This window comes from Spiroplasma monobiae MQ-1, assembly GCF_002865545.1.
Classification (GTDB): domain Bacteria; phylum Bacillota_I; class Bacilli_A; order Mycoplasmatales; family Mycoplasmataceae; genus Spiroplasma_A; species Spiroplasma_A monobiae.
The window spans coordinates 159,276-177,422 of record NZ_CP025543.1; the positions used below are offsets into that span (position 1 = coordinate 159,276).

Here is an 18,147-nt window from a genome sequence, read left to right on the forward strand (position 1 = left end):
AATAATAAAGTTAATAAAAGAGGTAATAACATGGAATTTTCACATAAAGCAATTGAAAAGAAATGACAAAAATTTTGAGAAGAAAATAATACATATAGAACAACGAGTGATAAAGACAAAAAGGCTTATATTTTAGATATGTTTCCATATCCGAGTGGAGCGGGACTACATGTTGGTCACCCAAAAGGTTATACTGCAACTGACGTATTTGCAAGAATGAGAAGAATGCAACAATATGATGTTCTTCACCCGATTGGGTGAGATGCTTTTGGTTTACCTGCCGAGCAGTACGCTTTAAAAACAGGGAATGATCCAAGAGAATTCACATCTAAAAATATCATTACTTTTAGAAATCAATTAAAAAAACTTGGATTCAGTTATGACTATAATAAAGAAGTTAATACAAGTGATCCAAACTATTACAAAATTACACAATGGATCTTCCAACAACTTTACAAAAAAGGATTAGCAGAAATTAGAGAAGCTAATGTTAATTGGTGTGAAGGATTGGGAACTGTTCTTGCAAACGAAGAAGTTATTTTAGAAAATGGTAAAATGGTTTCTGAAGTAGGTGGTTTTGAAGTTATTAAAAAACCAATGAAACAGTGAGTTTTAAAAATTACAAATTATGCAGATAGATTACTTGAAGGTCTGGATGAATTAGATTGACCAAGTTCAGTAAAAGAATTACAAAAAAACTGAATTGGAAAATCTGAAGGTGTAATTGTCAATTTTGATGTTAAAGATAGTGCTGAAAAAATTGATGTTTTTACAACAAGAGCTGACACTATGTTTGGTGTTTCTTATGTTGTTTTGGCGCCAGAAAATGAACTAGTTTTAAAATTAACAACTGAAGAAAACAAAAATAAAGTAGAAGAATATATTTCTTTGACAAAAACTAAAACAGATGTTGAAAGACAAGACGATTCAAAAGACAAGACGGGTGTATTTACAGGTAGTTTTGTGATTAATCCAATCACAAAAGAAGAATTACCAATTTGAGTGGCGGATTATGTTTTAAATGAATATGCAACCGGAGCTGTAATGGCTGTTCCTGCTCATGATGAAAGAGACTGAAAATTTGCAACTAAATACGAATTACCTTTAAAATATGTTTTAGAAACAAGCGATCATTCAAAAGCGTTTGTTGGTGAATCACCCTTAATCAATTCTGATTTCCTAAATGGTTTGAATAGAGTTGAAGCAATTAAAATAGTTGTTGAAAAGCTTGAAAAAGAAAATAAAGCACAAAGAAAAATTAATTATAAATTAAGAGATTGACTATTCTCAAGACAAAGATTTTATGGTGAACCATTCCCTGTATTGTTCTTGGAGGATGGGCAAATTGCTTTAGTTGATGAAAAAGAACTGCCGTTAGAATTGCCAAAAACTGATTATATAAAACCTTCTGGAACTGGTGAATCACCTTTGGCAAATTTAACTGAATGAGTTAATATTGAACACAATGGTCAAAAAGCAAAAAGAGAAACAAATACAATGCCTCAATGAGCCGGAAGTTGTTGATACTATTTAGCTTACATATTGACCACAAGTCCTAATGAACTTGTAGACATTCAATCAGATGAAGCAATGGAATTATTTAAAAAATGATTACCAGTAGATCTTTACATTGGAGGTCAAGAACATGCCGTTCTTCACTTGCTTTATGCTAGATTCTGACACCAAGTATTATTTGATCTTGGAGTTGTCCCTACAAAAGAGCCATTCCAAAAATTAATAAATCAGGGTATGATCTTAGCTGATAATGGTGAAAAAATGAGTAAGTCTAAAGGTAATGTAATTAATCCTGACGACATAATTGAATCACATGGAGCAGATACTTTAAGGCTTTACGAAGTGTTTATGGGACCTTTAGAGGCGTCATTACCTTGAAGTTTTAAAGGTCTTGATGGAGCTAGAAAATGACTGGATAGAGTGTTTAGAATGATTGAAAACACTCAGTTAACAGATGAAAATAATGGTAACTTAGATTTTGTTTACAATGATGTTGTTAAAAAAGTGACCCAAATGGTTGAGGATTGTAAATTCAATACAGCAGTTTCTCAATTAATGATGTTTGTAAATGCCGTTTACAAGGAAGAAAAACCAGTTTATAAAGAATATATTTTAAACTTTATAAAAATGCTTTCTATTTATGTGCCCCACTTAGCTGAAGAGTTATGAGTTAAAACAGGTAATGAAGGCAGTGTTTGTTTACAGGTTTGACCAACTCATGATGAATCTAAATTATCACTTTCAACAGTGACTATTGCTGTTCAAATTAACGGAAAACTTAGAGGTACTTTTGAAGTTGATAAGGGAACTGAAAAGGAAGAATTAATAAAGATGGCAAAAGAACTTGATAATGTAAAAGAACAAATTAATGGAAAAGATATAGTTAAAGAAATTGCTGTTCCAGATAAAATTGTCAACATAGTTGTTAAGTAGTATTTCAATATCAACCAGTAAAATGGTTGATATTTTTTAATTTCCTAAAAATGCTATAATAATAAAAGTGTAAATAGATAGGGGTAAAATTATGTCAAATATTATTGAAAATAATGGTGTTAAAGAGATAGTTTTAGACTTTTCATTTTTACAAAATGTACAATTTAAAGAAAGTCCCGCAACATTAGACCAAATAATAGATCAATTAGATATTAAAGGAGTTTCAACATATTTAGATTTTCAAAATTTCTTAAGAAATTCAATGGCAAAAAAATCTTTCATATGTCTTTTGGATGATAAAACTAGGCAACTTTCAAAAAAAGACACAAGTAAAACATCTTATAATGGGATAATTAGAATTGAATTAGATTCAAAGAATCAATCATTGCTGCCCGAAGGAACTTACTTAGGTTTTTACGTTAATATTGACACAAAAAATGCAGCCTTAACAATTAGTTCCATTTTTATGACTAGATTAAAACCTGTTGCCCAAGAATTTGAAACAATTATTCAAGAATCTCAAATTTTGTTGATAAGAAATCAAGGGCAAATAAAAGATGACGAATTGATAAGAAGGAATGTACTTAATTCATCAAACATTTCAGAAATAGGAAAACTATTATCTACTTTTGAAGAAGAAAAAGAAAAATGACTTAACTATCTAGAATTTAGTGAAGATCTTTTAATGTTGGAGAGAAAAAAAGCCTTACCTTATTTGGGTGCTCAAGCAACGAAAGTTATAAGAATAGATAAAAACCATTTTTCAAATGATTTAATAGAATATGAAATCAAAGAATTCAAATCAAAAAGCTTTAAGTATTTATTTGTGAATTCAGAAAATATATTAAAAAGCAAAGGAACTACATTCGACTTTACAAATGTAGTTACTCTAGATCTTCTAGCAGATGATATTGAAAAAGTTAACAAAATTAAAAAAACTAAAGATTTATCTTTGGTTCCGATAAAAAGAAATAAAAACATAACAACTACTCATGAACTTCTAAAAAATATTCATGATATTTTTGATTTTGATTTTGAAAAAACAAATGAGACACAAAATATAATATCTTTATCAACTATGCTAGGAACTTCAGAAGACACAATAAGTTTTGCAAACTATTGATCAAGAAATCCAAAGACAATTTTTCTTGGTGAAAGAAATGAGTTTGAAACTCTATTAAAAGAAAACCCAAATGAAATGCAAAACTGATTTATTCAAAAAATTTGTTTTGAAGTGGAAATGGATTTTGAAGATTCTCTTTTAACTGTCAAAAATAATCTAGATTATTTAAGCTCTGGTTATATTGCCTATACAGGAATTGGTGAAGATGTTCTAATTGAAAGATCCAAACAAGTAATAAAAAAAATATCTGATGGTAACACAAAGAATCCATACCTAGTTAACTACTTGTTCAATACAAGGTTGGTTGAGCTATCCGAAGTTTCAAATGATGTAGAAATAAAAGATGATGAGTTCAAATTTAATCTAAATAATGAGCAAAAAGATGCTGTTAGAAAAGCTGTAAATACAAAAGACATTTTTATTTTGCAAGGACCGCCGGGTACTGGTAAGACACAAGTTATTTCTGAAATAATAAACCAATTATCTAAAATGAATAGAAAAGTTTTATTATCAAGTCAAAATCACGAAGCTATAAAAAACGTTGTGGATAGATTACCAATTGATCCAAACTTAAACAAAATAAGGCTAACTAATCAATTAAACTTGAAAACTCAATCTGCAAACAACTACTCACCAGATAGAGTTTTATATAACTATTACAAAGCTATTGGTAAAAAAGTTTTTGATGACATGAATAATGATGAGAGTTCAATCAGGGAATTCTATTCTTATAAAAATGATCTTGAAAGATTAATAAATGCAAATAAAAGTTTTCACCAAAACAACACACAAATAAGATCAATACAAGAAAAAATTGATGAACTTAATAAGCAAATAATTTCTTATAAAGAAAATAATTTAGAAAAAATAAAGAGCAAAAATTATTTGAAAGAAGAATTAATTAACACAGATAATTTAATTGAAATTCTAAATACTAAAGATTTTGATGCAACTGTTAATATTAGCGAAAAACTTTTAGAGTGCTTTAAAAATTCTATAGAATTTGAATTAAATAATTTCATATATATGAATTTAAACTTTGAACCAAAAGATTTTTCAAATATATATTCTTTAATCAAAGAAGTTGCTAATGAAGTATATTTTAAAAATGAAACTTTTGCTGAAATAAAAATTTGCAAAGCAAATGTTATTAAGTTTAGAAGAAATGCTGATTTTGATTTGGCAGAAAAAGAAGAAAGTAAAATTGCTGGACTAGAACAAATATTAAAAATGGATTCAAAAATAACTGAACTAAATAGTATTTTTAATAATTTTGTAACTAGCCTAAAAAGTTTGAAATTAGAAATAGAATTGAGTTTACAAAGTGAAAGCACAGTTAACGTTTCTGAAATGGACATTAACAAATTGGAAATTGAAAAGAATGAACTTACAGTTACAAAAAATAATTTAAGTGAAAATTCAGGTTCTAATGCAAAAGAGTTAAGAGATTTACTTAAAACAGTTAATCAAAAATTTAATTTAAATTTAGGATTAACTGATGTAGATCTTGAAGAACAAATTAAAGAAGAATTAAATAAATTAGAAATCAAATTAAAAGAAAGTAAAGAAAGAAAGGAAAACTTTTCTGATATTTACTCAGAAATAATTAAATATCTTAATGATAATTATAAAATAACAGATAACTTTGAAGAAGAGCTTGCTTCAAAAGATTTTTCAGGACAAATGTTCAAAGATAGTCAAAGATATATACAATCTATTTTAGATAATTTGGTTAATGTATATTCAATGACATTAACTTCAACAAATTTATTTAGATTCAATAAAGATAACTTCGCAACGAAATTGGGATTGGAAGAATTAAATTTGAGGAACATGGATGTTGATGTTGTTATTATTGATGAAGCTTCAAAAGCAACATTATTGGAAATTTTAATGCCGCTAATTTATGGTAAGGCATTAATACTTGTTGGTGATTATAGACAGTTGCCACCGATTTTAAAACTACAACCAAGTGATGTTGACGATGTAAATAAATATTTTGGTAAAGAATATAATTACAACTTAATGTATGAGTTACTTGATGAATCTGCATTTAAAAAATTAATTGGAGCAAGAAACAAAACTATAACAACGATATTGAAAACTCAATATAGAAGTCATGAACAAATAATGGATGTTGTAAATAAATTTTATGATGGTAACTTGAAGGTTGAATCTCAAGTTAGCGAGCAAAAGCGTCATGACCTAAAAATAACAAATCACTTTGGTAAAGATATAATCGATTCAAGAAGTTCTGTTTACTGGGTTGATTCAACAAACAATTTAAGAAATGAAACTAATTTTGAACAAAGCGAAGACTTCTCAACAAGTTTATTTAATGATCTTGAAATAGACTTAACAAAAAAACTTTTAGAAAAAATAAATAAAGCAGTTGAAGATAAAAAAACAGAAATCAAACCAACTGTTGCAATAATTAGTTTTTATGGATTACATGTTAATAAACTAAAAAGAGAAATTAAATCAAATAAATTTAAAAACATAGAAATTGTAATAAATACAGTTGATGATTTCCAAGGAAAAGAAGCAGACTACGTAATCGTTAATATGGTAAGAAACCCAGAAAAATTATCAACAAAATCTGGAAGAGACTTTTTGAAAAAGTACGAAAGAATAAATGTTGCATTCTCAAGAGCAAGAGAACTTCTTGTAATTATTGGTGCACAAAGAGCTGTGAATGATATAACTGTAAAAATTCCTACAGTAGAAGACCCGAACGTATCAAACAGTCATCAAGTCTATGCAGATATAATTGCTAAACTTGACTTTGAAGGTTGTTTACTACAGCCAAGTGAAATTATGGAGGATTAAAAAATGATATTTAATAAAATTGAAATTCTATATGACAAAGTTTGTCTGCCTTTAAAAATTAAATATTCAGAAATCAGAAAACCTACGTTTATGGAATTTTTGATTTTGTTAATTATTATTGAACATCCAGATAAAACCAAAAATCTACAAGAAATTCTTGAAAAAGACTTTGAAATAAAAAACCAATCTTTATTTGAAAGAGCTTTAAGAGAACTTATTAATTTTAAAGTTATTGAAATAAATAAAGTTAGAGCTGGTATTGGGTCTCTTAATATGAATACTTCGATTGATAATTTTCATATAGATGCAAAAATACAAAAAGAATTTAAAAAGGGAACTTACACAATCTCTCACGATAATAAATTTCAAGATGTTAAATATTTTATAGATCCTATTACAAGAAAAACTGAAATATTAAAAGAGGCAAACTGAAATAAAAGGGTTAGTGATTTGAAGTTTAGTCACAGACTTTCTATTCCTTTCGATAATTCTCAATTAGAAAATAAGGAATTAATTTTTTCTAAGTCAAAAGATTTTATGAAAGATAAATCAGATATTTTTGGAGATGATTCATTCTTGAAAGATATTTTATTGGAAGGTCAAGAGTCTATAAATGAAGTTAGTCGCTTTAAAGAATACACAAAAAATGATACTGCTGCAATTGAGAGTTGAATTGAAATTTTTGACAACGGGACCTTTAAAGTTAAAACTGACAATCAAAATTTAGAAGACTATTTAAGATTAAATCCAAATATATCTGCAGAAATTTTAAAAGATGTTGCAACAAAATATGAAGATAAACTTAAAAAAATATTTAGACCAGAAACAAACTTTACAGATATGCAAAATTTTATATCAACACCAGATTTACTTTCTAATTTAAATGTTAAAACAACGTATAATTTAATCCTTATAAATGATCAATACATTGAATCTGATAACGAAATTATAAAGAATAAAGATTTAACAAAAAATATTGAAACAATAATTTTTTATAATTCAAAAAGAAATAACAAAGTAATAGATATTATTGATGGTAAAGTTATTTTTTATGTTGGATATATAGAAAATGAAACTCTACAGTCAAATTCATTCATATATTTGGATTCAAAAAATGCCTCAACAGCCTTTTTAGTGGCAGAAAAAAATATTCAATCAATAAATTTAAATATTCCAGTTCTTTACGCTTATAAAAATTCTAATAAAATTTTAGATCTCTATGCAATGTTTAAAACAAATATTGAATCTATTATTGAAAAATTTGAACAATCGCTTTTAGAAGCAAATTATGAATTGGCGATGAATATATATTTAGTTCTAGAAAGAGTAGGGTTAGAAAGTAAAGTTTCTAAGGCTCTTGAATATTACTTAAGTAAAACAACGGATAGTGGTTCAAACTATTCTGAAATGAAAAAGTACTTGTCTGAAGCAGAAGACAGAAAGCTATTCTTGATACTTGATAGAGTAGCTAAGAATCTTATAGTAAATGTTTCTAAAGAGAGAACTGATGATGAGTTATTTGAAATAGTTAGAAACTATAAATTTGTTGATACCAAAAACATACTGGATATATTTAATCAAGCAGATATTCAAAATAACATTGATAATATCTATAAAATTAATGATTTTTTAAGAAAGAACTCAGTTGATGGGTGAAAATTTAATGTTAGAAATTCATTAAATATATTAACTGATTATTTCAAAAACAATAATAGAGCTGAAATGTTTGATGAGAATAAATACAATTCTGATGTATGAACTCAACACGCAAATACATTAAATACAATAGGTAAAATTACAAAAGAACTATATATGAATAATTATGCTTTTGTAGAAAACAACTATAGCTATCTATTAAATTCATTAATGGAATTGGTGGGCAATTCATTGGATATAGAAAACTTTGATCAGTATTTAATTAATCTCTCAGATTCTTTAATTGACTTTTATAAGTCATACTATAAATACAAAAGCGAACAATTTTCTACAATAACTGATGATATGATTGAATATAAAATTCAAATAATAGCTGGTGGTTATATTAACAAAGTAGAAGATGCATTAAATGAATTTATAGATAAAAAGATATATAATATGCCAATTGAGTTAAAATTAGAGTGAGTAAAAAACGTAGAGAAAAACTCTAGTGCCGTGGATAAAATACTAAAAAATAATGATAAAGCATTTAAAGAAGCTTTAAATATCATTTTTGGTAAAAAGAGAGAATACACACAATTTGATTTATCAAAATATAGCGAAATGTTTGGAGGAAAATAAAATGAGTATGACAGCTGAAGAAATCTTGGTTAATTGCGAGAAGCAATTTGCTTTCATAAAAAGAGATATTGATGCTTTAATAAAGTACATTAAAGAATTAATAGGTCATTGTGAACAAATAGATAACTCTGGTTTTTACAAAAACCAAATACAAGAATTATTAAATAAACTAACTAAAGAACAAGAAGATTTAGCTCAAAATACTTATGAAAGAGAATTGTCTTCCGATACACATGTCGCTATCGAAACATATCATGAAATACAAAGATATGCAGAGAGAAAGAGAGACTCAATTGCTGAATTTAAAGCACAGGTTTTTAGTTTCAAAAAGGATGTTCTTGCAAAAGAACAAGAAAATATTTTAAAAGCATTAGATAAAAACCTATTTGAAGATTTGGAAAACTTAAAGAATTCTTTAATAGAAAAATATGAAGATGATGAAGACAAACTTTATATAAAAAAAATGTTTGATGAAAATAAACACATATTGATCAATAAAAAAGGTAATGAAATCTATGAATTTGTTTTAGAAGAACTTAAAAATAGAAAAGCCTCAAACAGTGTAATTGCAAAAGAAATCGTCTCGGGTTCAATTGATTTATATAGCGAAGATAAAGATTTAGTTGAAGCAATAAGAGGTGAAGCTAAAAACTTTATGGGCTCAAAAGACTCTAATAATTTTCAAGAAACTATGAAGAACTATTTTGTTAACTCTTCAAAAATAGCAGAACAAGAAGCTGTTAGAAAAGATAATGTTATTAAAATAGTTAATGCTATTAGAGAAGTTGGTTATATTGTTAATGAAGACAATATAAGAAAAGTTGAAGAAAAAAATATGATACTTATCCATGGAGAAAAACCAAGTGGAGAAACAGCTGACTTTGCTGTAAAATTAGATGGAAGTTTTATTTATAACTGAGAAGGATTTGATGGGCACGAACATGATGCTGATGCACAAGCCTTTTTAAGTAAATTGAAAGAATTTAACTTGCATTCAAGTGACGAATTCAATAAACAATATAGAGAGCCAAAGTACATTGCTAAAAATAAACAAATGTTTAAAAATAAAAATAGCAATTCAAACTCAAACAAGTAGGTGGAAATATGAGTGTAAAAAGAGAATTAAGTCAATTAAAAAATTTAATAGGAATTAAAAAAGCAATAATAATCGAAGGTAACATTGATGATATTTATGAATTTGAAGGTAAGTACATAAATATTCATGAAATAATTATGAATATTTTTGAAGAAAAAAAGTACTCAGATAAATTTATTTTTGATCAAAACTCAGGTTTAAAAGGTAAGAAAATTTCCAATCTTATTTTAACGTCTGCCGATCAAGGACAAGGTGAATCTGCTGCAAGTGAATTTGATGAGTTATTTGGTGGCGGAAGCAATGATAAACCAGAAAGAAAAGATGAATTAAAATTAAAGAAACCAATTGATTTTTTTGCGATTTTAAATAAAAATATTAACAGAGAAGATGAAAGAAAAATAGGTTTTGTTGCTGATTACACAAACTTTGTTTTTAGTGATCAAGGATTAGACATTGATGATAGAGCTGTTCTTACGGAATTTTCTAAAACATTAAAGGAATCTGAATTTTCAATTGCAAAAATTGATGAACTAACAAGTTGTATAATTTTCTTAACTAAAAAAATTAATCAACTACCACCAAGTTTATATTTAGATAATCCTGAAATAATAATTTCCACTTTACCAAAACCAAGTAGAGAAGAAAGGAAAGAATTCCTATCAACAATTAAATCAAGAATTCAAGTTACAGATATTTCAACAGAATTTAATAATATTGTTGATGCAACTGAGGGATGAACGTTAAAAGAACTTTCACACTTTGCTAAATTTAGTTGTAATTTTGAAACTCCAATAACTTTTACAAAAATGTTTAATATTTACAATTATGGAGAAAAAACTTCTCCATGAGAAGAGTTAAGTTATGAAAAAATGTTAACAATAAAAGACTACTTAGCTTCAAAGGTTATCGGACAAGATGAAGCTGTTGAAAAAGTTGCCAAAGTAATTTATAAAGCTTATACAGGATTAACTGGTATAACTTATTCTTCAAAAAGAAGTAAACCAAAAGGAACTCTATTTTTTGTTGGACCAACAGGTACTGGTAAAACTGAACTTGCAAAAGCAATAACAACTTTCTTGTTTAATGATGAAGCAAATTTAATTAGATTTGACATGTCTGAGTATGGACAAGACAATGCAGATCAAAAATTAATAGGAGCACCTCCTGGTTATGTTGGATTTGAAGGTGGAGGACAACTAACAAATTCTGTTAAAGAAAAACCTTTCTCTGTAATCTTGTTTGATGAAATTGAAAAAGCTAGTCCAAAAATATTTGATAAGTTTTTACAAATACTAGAAGATGGTAGACTTACTGACAACACAGGTCAAACTGTAAGTTTTAGTGAGTCATTCATCATATTCACTTCAAACATTGGAGCAGCTGATGTAAATCCAAACCAAAGTACTGAAGATGTTCACAATGAATTTATAAAAAAAGTTCAAGAACACTTTACAAATGAATTAAATAGACCAGAACTTTTAGGAAGATTTGGAAACAACATTGTTCCATTTAACTTTATTAAAGATTTAAGTTTAAAATCAAAAATTATTCGTCAAAAAGTAAAACCAATTCAAATAGCTATATATGAAAAATATAAAGCTGAATTACATATTGATTTAAATGATCAAAATTTAATTGCGATAATGCTAAAAAATGCAGATGAAAGACGTGGTGGGCGTGATGTTCTTAACTCACTAGAAACTAATCTTGTTGACCCGCTTTCAGAATTTATTTTTGAAAACTTACAAAATATAAAACCAGGAACTAAAATTTTAACTTCATCTGGTGAAGGAAAAATAAACTTTTCAATAAATGGCTAATTTGAATATTGGTAAATTTTTAATGAATAGTGAAATTGAGGGCCCTGGAACTAGGTTTGTAATTTGGTTTCAAGGATGTAATATAGGATGTAATGGTTGTTCTAATCAAGAGTTGCTTTCTTTTCAAAAGAAAATGTTCATGCCTAATGATTATATTTATGAAAAAATATTAGAAGCTAAACAATTGTTTGATATTGAAGGGGTTACATTAATTGGTGGAGAGCCATTTTTGCAACCAGATGGTTTAAAAGAACTTGTTATTTGATGTCAAAAAAATAACTTAACAGTAATTTGTTTTACTGGGTACATTTACGAAAAAATATTGGATGAATATAAAGAAATATTAGAAAATATTGATATATTAATTGATGGACCATTCATCATGAAAATGTTGGATAAGAACAGAAGATTAATAGGAAGCAAAAATCAAAGAGTTATAAAAATAACTGATAGATATAAAGATTGTGATTATTTTGAACAGCCACACTCTGAAGCGGAAATTCAAATTTACAATAATAGAATTTCAATAAATGGAGATGGTGTAATCTTTGATGATGAAAATGGTCAGTTTAATTTCAAATTAAAATAGGAGACTTAAATGAACTTTTTAACTAAGAGTATGCTAGATTTTTGATCCAATTTTCCTTTTTAGAATTTAATGAAAGGAAAATAAGATGAAAGATAACAAAAAAAGAATAAGCTTTGACATCACAATAACAGCAATGCTTTTATCTGTGGGGGCTTGTCTAAAATTAATTTTTCCAGTACAACTAGGAATTGATTTAACTTTCCTTGTAATAATAATTACAGGATTGTTCTTTAAAACTAAAATATCATTAATATCTACAATTGGTATTGCTGGTTTAAGTTTTATTATAATTTCCGATCCATTGTATTGGGCAGCAACTAGTTCTATGTATTTAATATTTAATATTTTTATAGTTCTTCTTAAGAAAGTTATTTTAAGAAATAGATCAATAGTTTATATATCAACTCCATTTTTTGGCTTGATGATAACAACTCTATACCTTTTGATTTCGATTGTAGTTTACGGAAGAACTGAAGGCTATGCTCTCTATTTATTACATTTACATGAAGCTTATGTAATTTTCTTTATGTATTGCTTTTTAATACCAATTGTTTTAAAACAAATATTAAAGTTTATGATAAGGATGGAAGAAAAGCATCCAAGTGTTTTTAATAATAAGTTTAAAGAGTATATAGTAGAAAGTGAACTTGATATGAAAAATTTTAGTGATAAAAAAAATAATTATAATATCCAAATAACTTCAATGGTACTTTCTCTAATGCTTTTAATTTCTTATTTCAGTTATGTTCCATATGCAATGGTTATAAAATTGGATAATATAAATTACCTTTCAGCTATTATTATTGTTCCTACACTTATGTTATTTGTGACACCGGGATGAATGAAGTTGGCAAAAAAAATTGGAAATCAAAATCTGCTAAGAATAAACTCTATTGGAGTTTTATTTGCTTTGATATTTACATTTAGTTCTTTTGCAACAAATAAAAATGCTATGACAATAGGTTTTTTATTTACGGGATTGGTACTATTTGGAATTTTTATAGCAGGATTTTTACCAATAAATATAGAGTCTATAAAAAGCTATGAAAAAAGAAATAATTTAAAAAATAAAACATCAAAATATAATTCATTATTTGGATTTGTCCTTTTACCATTACCATTTCTTTTAAATTATTTTGTAGGTAATGTTTATGTTCTTGCTTTTTTTATGGTTTTTGGGATTACAATAGTTTTGTTGATTTCAATGAATAAAAATATAATGTCAGAAGGAAATGTTCTTGATATTCAAAAAGGATTATTTGCAAAATTAAAAAATAATAAAAAATTCTTTTCAGAAGTCTTTATACAAAATTACTTTATTGGTTTTTTTAAATTTTTAGATTGATCACTTGTACTTTTCTATTTTATTTCTTTTACAAGTAATGGAATCGAAATAAATTGAACAGAGAATAAATTATTAGTTTTACTATTTTTAATTTCTGGATTTATATTGAAATACATTGCTCAAGCAATTTTTAGTAACATTAAATTTAAAAATACTAATGTAAACAGAATAGCGATGGCAACAACAATATTTTCTGTGATTTTATTTATTGCTTTCTTAACTTCCAATTTATTTATGCATTATGAAAGTGTAAATTATGTTTACTATTCTATAGTTACTTTGTTAATGTTTGTGTTTGGAACATCGTATGCTTTAATAGAAAAAACTAAAGCTCAAAGATTTAGAACTATGGTTGGCGATGAAGAGTTTCCGCTTGCAATGATAATTGATCATGTGATGGGGAATGCATTCTTTTCTTTGATAATAGCTGTTACGTTCTTTACAACCATATTATTAACAAAGACATCATTATTAGGATTAATAATACTGATGTCAATATTTGCAGTAATAGCAATAATTTTATTGATTATTAATGTATCTATAAAAAATAAAAAAGAGAACTAAAGGTTCTCTTTTTCTTTATATAAAGTAAAAGTATTTTGCAACAAACAAGCTATTGTCATTGGACCAACCCCCCCAGGAACTGGTGTTATATGTTTAACTTCTTCCAATACATTATCAAAATCAACATCTCCACAGTATTTTCCATCCACAAAATTTGCACCAACATCTATAATTGTCATATTGTTGTTTACAAATTCTTTTGTTATTAGATTTGCAACACCTGCCGCACTTATTAATATGTCTGCCTCTTTACAAATGTCTTTTAAATTTTTTGTCTTTGTATTACAAATAGTAACTGTTGCAGATTTATTTATTAACATGTTTGCAAGAGGTTTTCCTACAATATTGCTTCTCCCAACAATAACAACATTAGCTCCAATTAGATCAATTTTTTTTCATTCTAGTAACTTAAGAATACCATAAGGTGTTGCTGGGAATATTTTTGAATTATTTAGCATTACGTTTCCGAGTGTTTGAGGATTAAAACCATCAGCATCCTTACCTGCAGGAATTAAATCTATAATTAATTGTTCTTCAATGTGTTTTGGTAGAGGTAATTGAACTATTATCCCATCAACCTCGTTATCATCAATTATTTTTATTATTTCATTCTCTAATTTTTTTTGTGATATCTCTTCTTCAAATTTTTTAAGTTCACCAATAATCCCGACTTTAGCACAAGCATTTAATTTATTTTTAATGTATTTATTGCTTGCTGGGTTATCTCCAACTTGTAATATAACTAATTTTGGTTTTCTTTTTCCCTCTAATTGATTTATACTAATTTTGAGGTTAGTATTTAATTCTTGAGCAAATTGTTTTCCATCAATAATTTTGTTCATATTTTAAATCCTTTCTTGAGAGATATTCTAAAGGTGATTATAATGGAAAAAATATTAAAAGCATTAGATATGCTAAAAATTGATAAAAATGACTATGAATTCTATGGAAAAAACATAGTTAAAATAGACTATGAAAAATATATGAATAATAATAAAGGGAAATTGATTTTAATGACTTCAATTAACCCAACTCCAGCTGGTGAAGGAAAAACCACTACAGCAATAGGGTTAGCAGATGGTTTAAATTATATTAATAAAAAGACTGTTTTGGCTTTAAGAGAGCCTAGTTTAGGACCTGTATTTGGAAGAAAGGGAACTGCAACTGGTGGTGGAGAAAGTGAAGTTATACCTATGGATGATATTAATTTGCACTTTACAGGAGATTTTCATGCAATAACAACTGCTAATAATTTAATTTCTGCTCAAATAGATTCTGAAATTTATTGAAATACAGATATAAAAATAGATCCTAATAATGTTGTTTGAAAAAGATGTTTAGATTTAAATGATAGAGCTTTAAGAAAAGCTGAAATAAAAATAAGTTCTAAAATTTCGAGAACCGAAGAATTTACAATAACTGCAGCAAGTAATATGATGACAATATTGAGTCTTTCAAAAAGTATAAATGACTTGAGAGAAAGACTTGATAATTCTCTTATTGCTTATAACAAAGAAGGAAAAGAAATTTATTTAAAAGAACTTAAAATTACAGGTTCCCTAATGGCTATTTTAAAAAATGCAATTAAACCTAATTTAGTTTTGACAAAATATGATACACCAACACTTATTCATTGTGGCCCATTTGCAAATATAGCAACCGGAACAAATTCAATAATTTCAACAAATCTTGGCTTGAGTTTGGGAGATTATTGCATTGTTGAATCTGGTTTTGGAAGTGATTTGGGTTTTGAAAAGTATATTAATGTAGTAAATCAAGACAACGATCTAATTCCTGATTGTACAGTAATGGTTGTTACTTTAAGGGCTCTTAACTTACACAATGATTTTGAAAATAAATTTGATCATTTAGAAAAACATTTAAAGCATATTACTCAATACAATCTTAATTTAGTTGTTGCAATTAACTTCATTGAAGGTGATGATGAAAAACAACTTAGCACTTTAAAAGAATGATTAGATAAAAATAACTATGAATGAGAAATGAATGAAGCCTACACCAAGGGTGCTTCTGGTGCTGAAAAATTAGCAATAAAAGTATCTGAAATTTGTGAAAAACAACAAACTTTTAAAAAACTTATAGATTCAAACGAAACTATAGAAGAAAAAATTTCTAAAGTAATTAAAAATTTCTACTATTTAAATGATTTTAAAATAAGTGAAAAAGCACAAATGAAGATTAAAGAAATTAGTAAAACTATGTATTCAAATCTTCCAATTTGTATGGTCAAATCCTCAAACTCAATTGATGGAAATGACGCAAATGAAAATAATTATGAAATGATAATTAAAGATATAAATGTAAATACCGGAGCTAAATTCATATTAGCATACACAAATAATGTTATGAGTATGCCTGGGTTAAATAAAGACCCAAATTCAAAAGACATAGATCTTGAAAGTGGTAAAGTTACAGGATTGAAATAAACGGAACTGTTTCCGTTTTTTCTTTTGCTTTATTAATTGTTGTTTTTCTTTATAATATATTATGAATATGCAAAAAATATTATATTTTTTTTCTTTTGAAAAGGTGGTGTCGAAATGTTTTTAAGAATAAATGGTGATATAAACTACTATTTAAAAAGATCTAGTTTTATAAAATATTTTGATGAGAATAACCTTTCTAAAAAATCAAAATGATATATTAGAAAAATCGAAAGAAAGGTTAATGATAAAAACACCTTTACATACTTTAAATATTGAATACTATGAAGATGAATTAACATAAACTTTAAATTATCAGAGAATTTTATAATTAAACTTAATAAAAATATAATCAAACTTAATTTAAACTTAAATTCCAAAGAAGAAAGATTTATTAGGGATTTGGAAGAATTGGTTTTTAACTCTTGAAGACCATTAAAACAATTACCAGTTAAATTCGAACTAGAAAAAAGAGAAAAAATAAATTTAATTCAAACTAACGTTAATGTTCATAAATACAATCCAGAAAAAGAGGAAAATAAAATTAACTTAATTGGTAAATTTGATTGCTACTTTTCTAACCAAAACATGTATTTAACAGATAATAATCAGAAAGTAAAGAAAGTTATCAAAAATGAAGATGTGACAGAAGCTTATATAGAAACTTTTGGTGTTGTTGTTGTTACAAAAAAACAAAAGTATTTATTTAGAGCTAAAAATAGACTTCTAACTTATGTTTTATTGCAAAGAATGGTTCCGAGAGTTGGACCGAGTTTAGAAAAAAAAGATAAGCTTTATAACTATTTTGATTTTTGGAACAAATTAATATCAAAAATTAGTTAATATATTTATGTTAGGAGAAAAAGATATGAAGATAATTAGAGTAAAAGATAACAAAGAAGCTGGTGAAATAGTAAGTGATATTCTTTTAGAAGAGGTTAAAGCAAATTCTAAAGTAGTTTTGGGTTTAGCTACAGGTAGTTCACCAATAAGCACTTATGAAAACATTATTTTGAAAACAAAGGATCAAAAAATTGATTGAAGTGGAGTTACTACTTTTAATCTTGATGAATATAAAGGGCTTGAATCAGATCATATTCAATCATATAGATATTTTATGAATGAAAAATTATTTAATCACATCAACATTTTGAAAGAAAATACATATATTCCAAGTGGATTAATAAATTCTGACGAAGAAGCTAAAAAATATGATAAATTAATTAAAGAAAAAGGTGGAATTGATTTGCAACTTCTAGGTTTGGGAATCAATGGACACGTTGGTTTTAATGAGCCAGGTAGTGACTTTGAAGGTCTAACATCAATTGTTGATTTAACAAAATCAACAATTGAGGCAAACTCAAGATTTTTTGAAAATCAAGATGAAGTACCCACACAAGCCATTTCAATGGGTTTAAAATCAATTATGAGTACGGGTAAAATTGTTTTAATTGCAACTGGTGAATCAAAAGCTGAAGCCGTAAAACATTTAGTAGAAGGTCCCATTTCTATAGAATGACCTTGTTCTATTTTGTTAAATCATCAAAATGTAACAATAGTTATTGATGAAGGGGCAGCTAAATTACTAAAATAAAATTAAAACAAAGGATTT

The 18,147-nt window shown here is 26.7% G+C and carries 11 protein-coding genes; 10 read left to right on the forward strand and 1 reads right to left on the reverse strand.

All coding sequences use genetic code 4. The features are described 5' to 3' along the window. Positions 1-30 precede the first annotated feature (30 nt). The 7 genes from leuS to SMONO_RS00820 all read left to right on the forward strand — a co-directional run bounded on the left by leuS (position 31) and on the right by SMONO_RS00820 (position 14,091). Positions 31-2,448 carry a leucine--tRNA ligase gene (leuS, locus tag SMONO_RS00790; RefSeq protein WP_101780443.1) on the forward strand — a complete coding sequence of 806 codons (2,418 nt, stop codon included), beginning with the start codon at positions 31-33 and terminating at the stop codon, positions 2,446-2,448. 91 nt (positions 2,449-2,539) lie between these two features. After that, entirely contained in the window at positions 2,540-6,400 is a 3,861-nt protein-coding gene (locus tag SMONO_RS00795) for an AAA domain-containing protein (protein WP_101780444.1), read from the forward strand. A gap of 3 nt (positions 6,401-6,403) precedes the next feature. Then, entirely contained in the window at positions 6,404-8,677 is a 2,274-nt protein-coding gene (locus tag SMONO_RS00800) for a hypothetical protein (protein ID WP_101780445.1), read from the forward strand. Between the two features lies 1 nt (position 8,678). Next, the gene (locus tag SMONO_RS00805) at positions 8,679-9,773 is read left to right on the forward strand and encodes a hypothetical protein (RefSeq protein WP_101780446.1); all 1,095 of its coding nucleotides are present in this window, start codon (positions 8,679-8,681) and stop codon (positions 9,771-9,773) included. An 8-nt stretch (positions 9,774-9,781) separates the two neighbouring features. Continuing rightward, complete coding sequence (locus tag SMONO_RS00810) at positions 9,782-11,593, forward strand: AAA family ATPase (protein WP_101780447.1); 1,812 nt, start codon at positions 9,782-9,784, stop codon at positions 11,591-11,593. Between the two features lie 22 nt (positions 11,594-11,615). Then, complete coding sequence (locus tag SMONO_RS00815) at positions 11,616-12,182, forward strand: 4Fe-4S single cluster domain-containing protein (protein ID WP_245857239.1); 567 nt, start codon at positions 11,616-11,618, stop codon at positions 12,180-12,182. A gap of 85 nt (positions 12,183-12,267) precedes the next feature. Beyond that, positions 12,268-14,091, forward strand: a complete 1,824-nt coding sequence (locus SMONO_RS00820; RefSeq protein ID WP_101780449.1) for a hypothetical protein — start codon at positions 12,268-12,270, stop codon at positions 14,089-14,091. On the opposite strand, the gene SMONO_RS00825 is transcribed toward SMONO_RS00820, so the two are convergent. Continuing rightward, positions 14,088-14,933 (reverse strand): bifunctional 5,10-methylenetetrahydrofolate dehydrogenase/5,10-methenyltetrahydrofolate cyclohydrolase, encoded by an 846-nt coding sequence (locus SMONO_RS00825; RefSeq protein ID WP_101780450.1) that lies wholly within the window; start codon positions 14,931-14,933, stop codon positions 14,088-14,090. The two genes, SMONO_RS00820 and SMONO_RS00825, sit on opposite strands and share 4 nt — an antisense overlap. A 42-nt stretch (positions 14,934-14,975) precedes the next feature. On the opposite strand from SMONO_RS00825, the gene SMONO_RS00830 reads away from it, so the two are divergent. The 3 genes from SMONO_RS00830 (at position 14,976) to nagB (ending at position 18,129) form a co-directional block, all read left to right on the forward strand. Beyond that, positions 14,976-16,538 carry a formate--tetrahydrofolate ligase gene (locus SMONO_RS00830; RefSeq protein ID WP_101780451.1) on the forward strand — a complete coding sequence of 521 codons (1,563 nt, stop codon included), beginning with the start codon at positions 14,976-14,978 and terminating at the stop codon, positions 16,536-16,538. Positions 16,539-16,652: 114 nt separating this feature from the next. Then, the gene (locus SMONO_RS00835; RefSeq protein ID WP_101780452.1) at positions 16,653-17,378 is read left to right on the forward strand and encodes a hypothetical protein; all 726 of its coding nucleotides are present in this window, start codon (positions 16,653-16,655) and stop codon (positions 17,376-17,378) included. A 25-nt stretch (positions 17,379-17,403) separates the two neighbouring features. Continuing rightward, positions 17,404-18,129 (forward strand): glucosamine-6-phosphate deaminase, encoded by a 726-nt coding sequence (gene nagB, locus SMONO_RS00840; RefSeq protein ID WP_101780453.1) that lies wholly within the window; start codon positions 17,404-17,406, stop codon positions 18,127-18,129. The last annotated feature ends 18 nt before the right edge of the window (positions 18,130-18,147 follow it).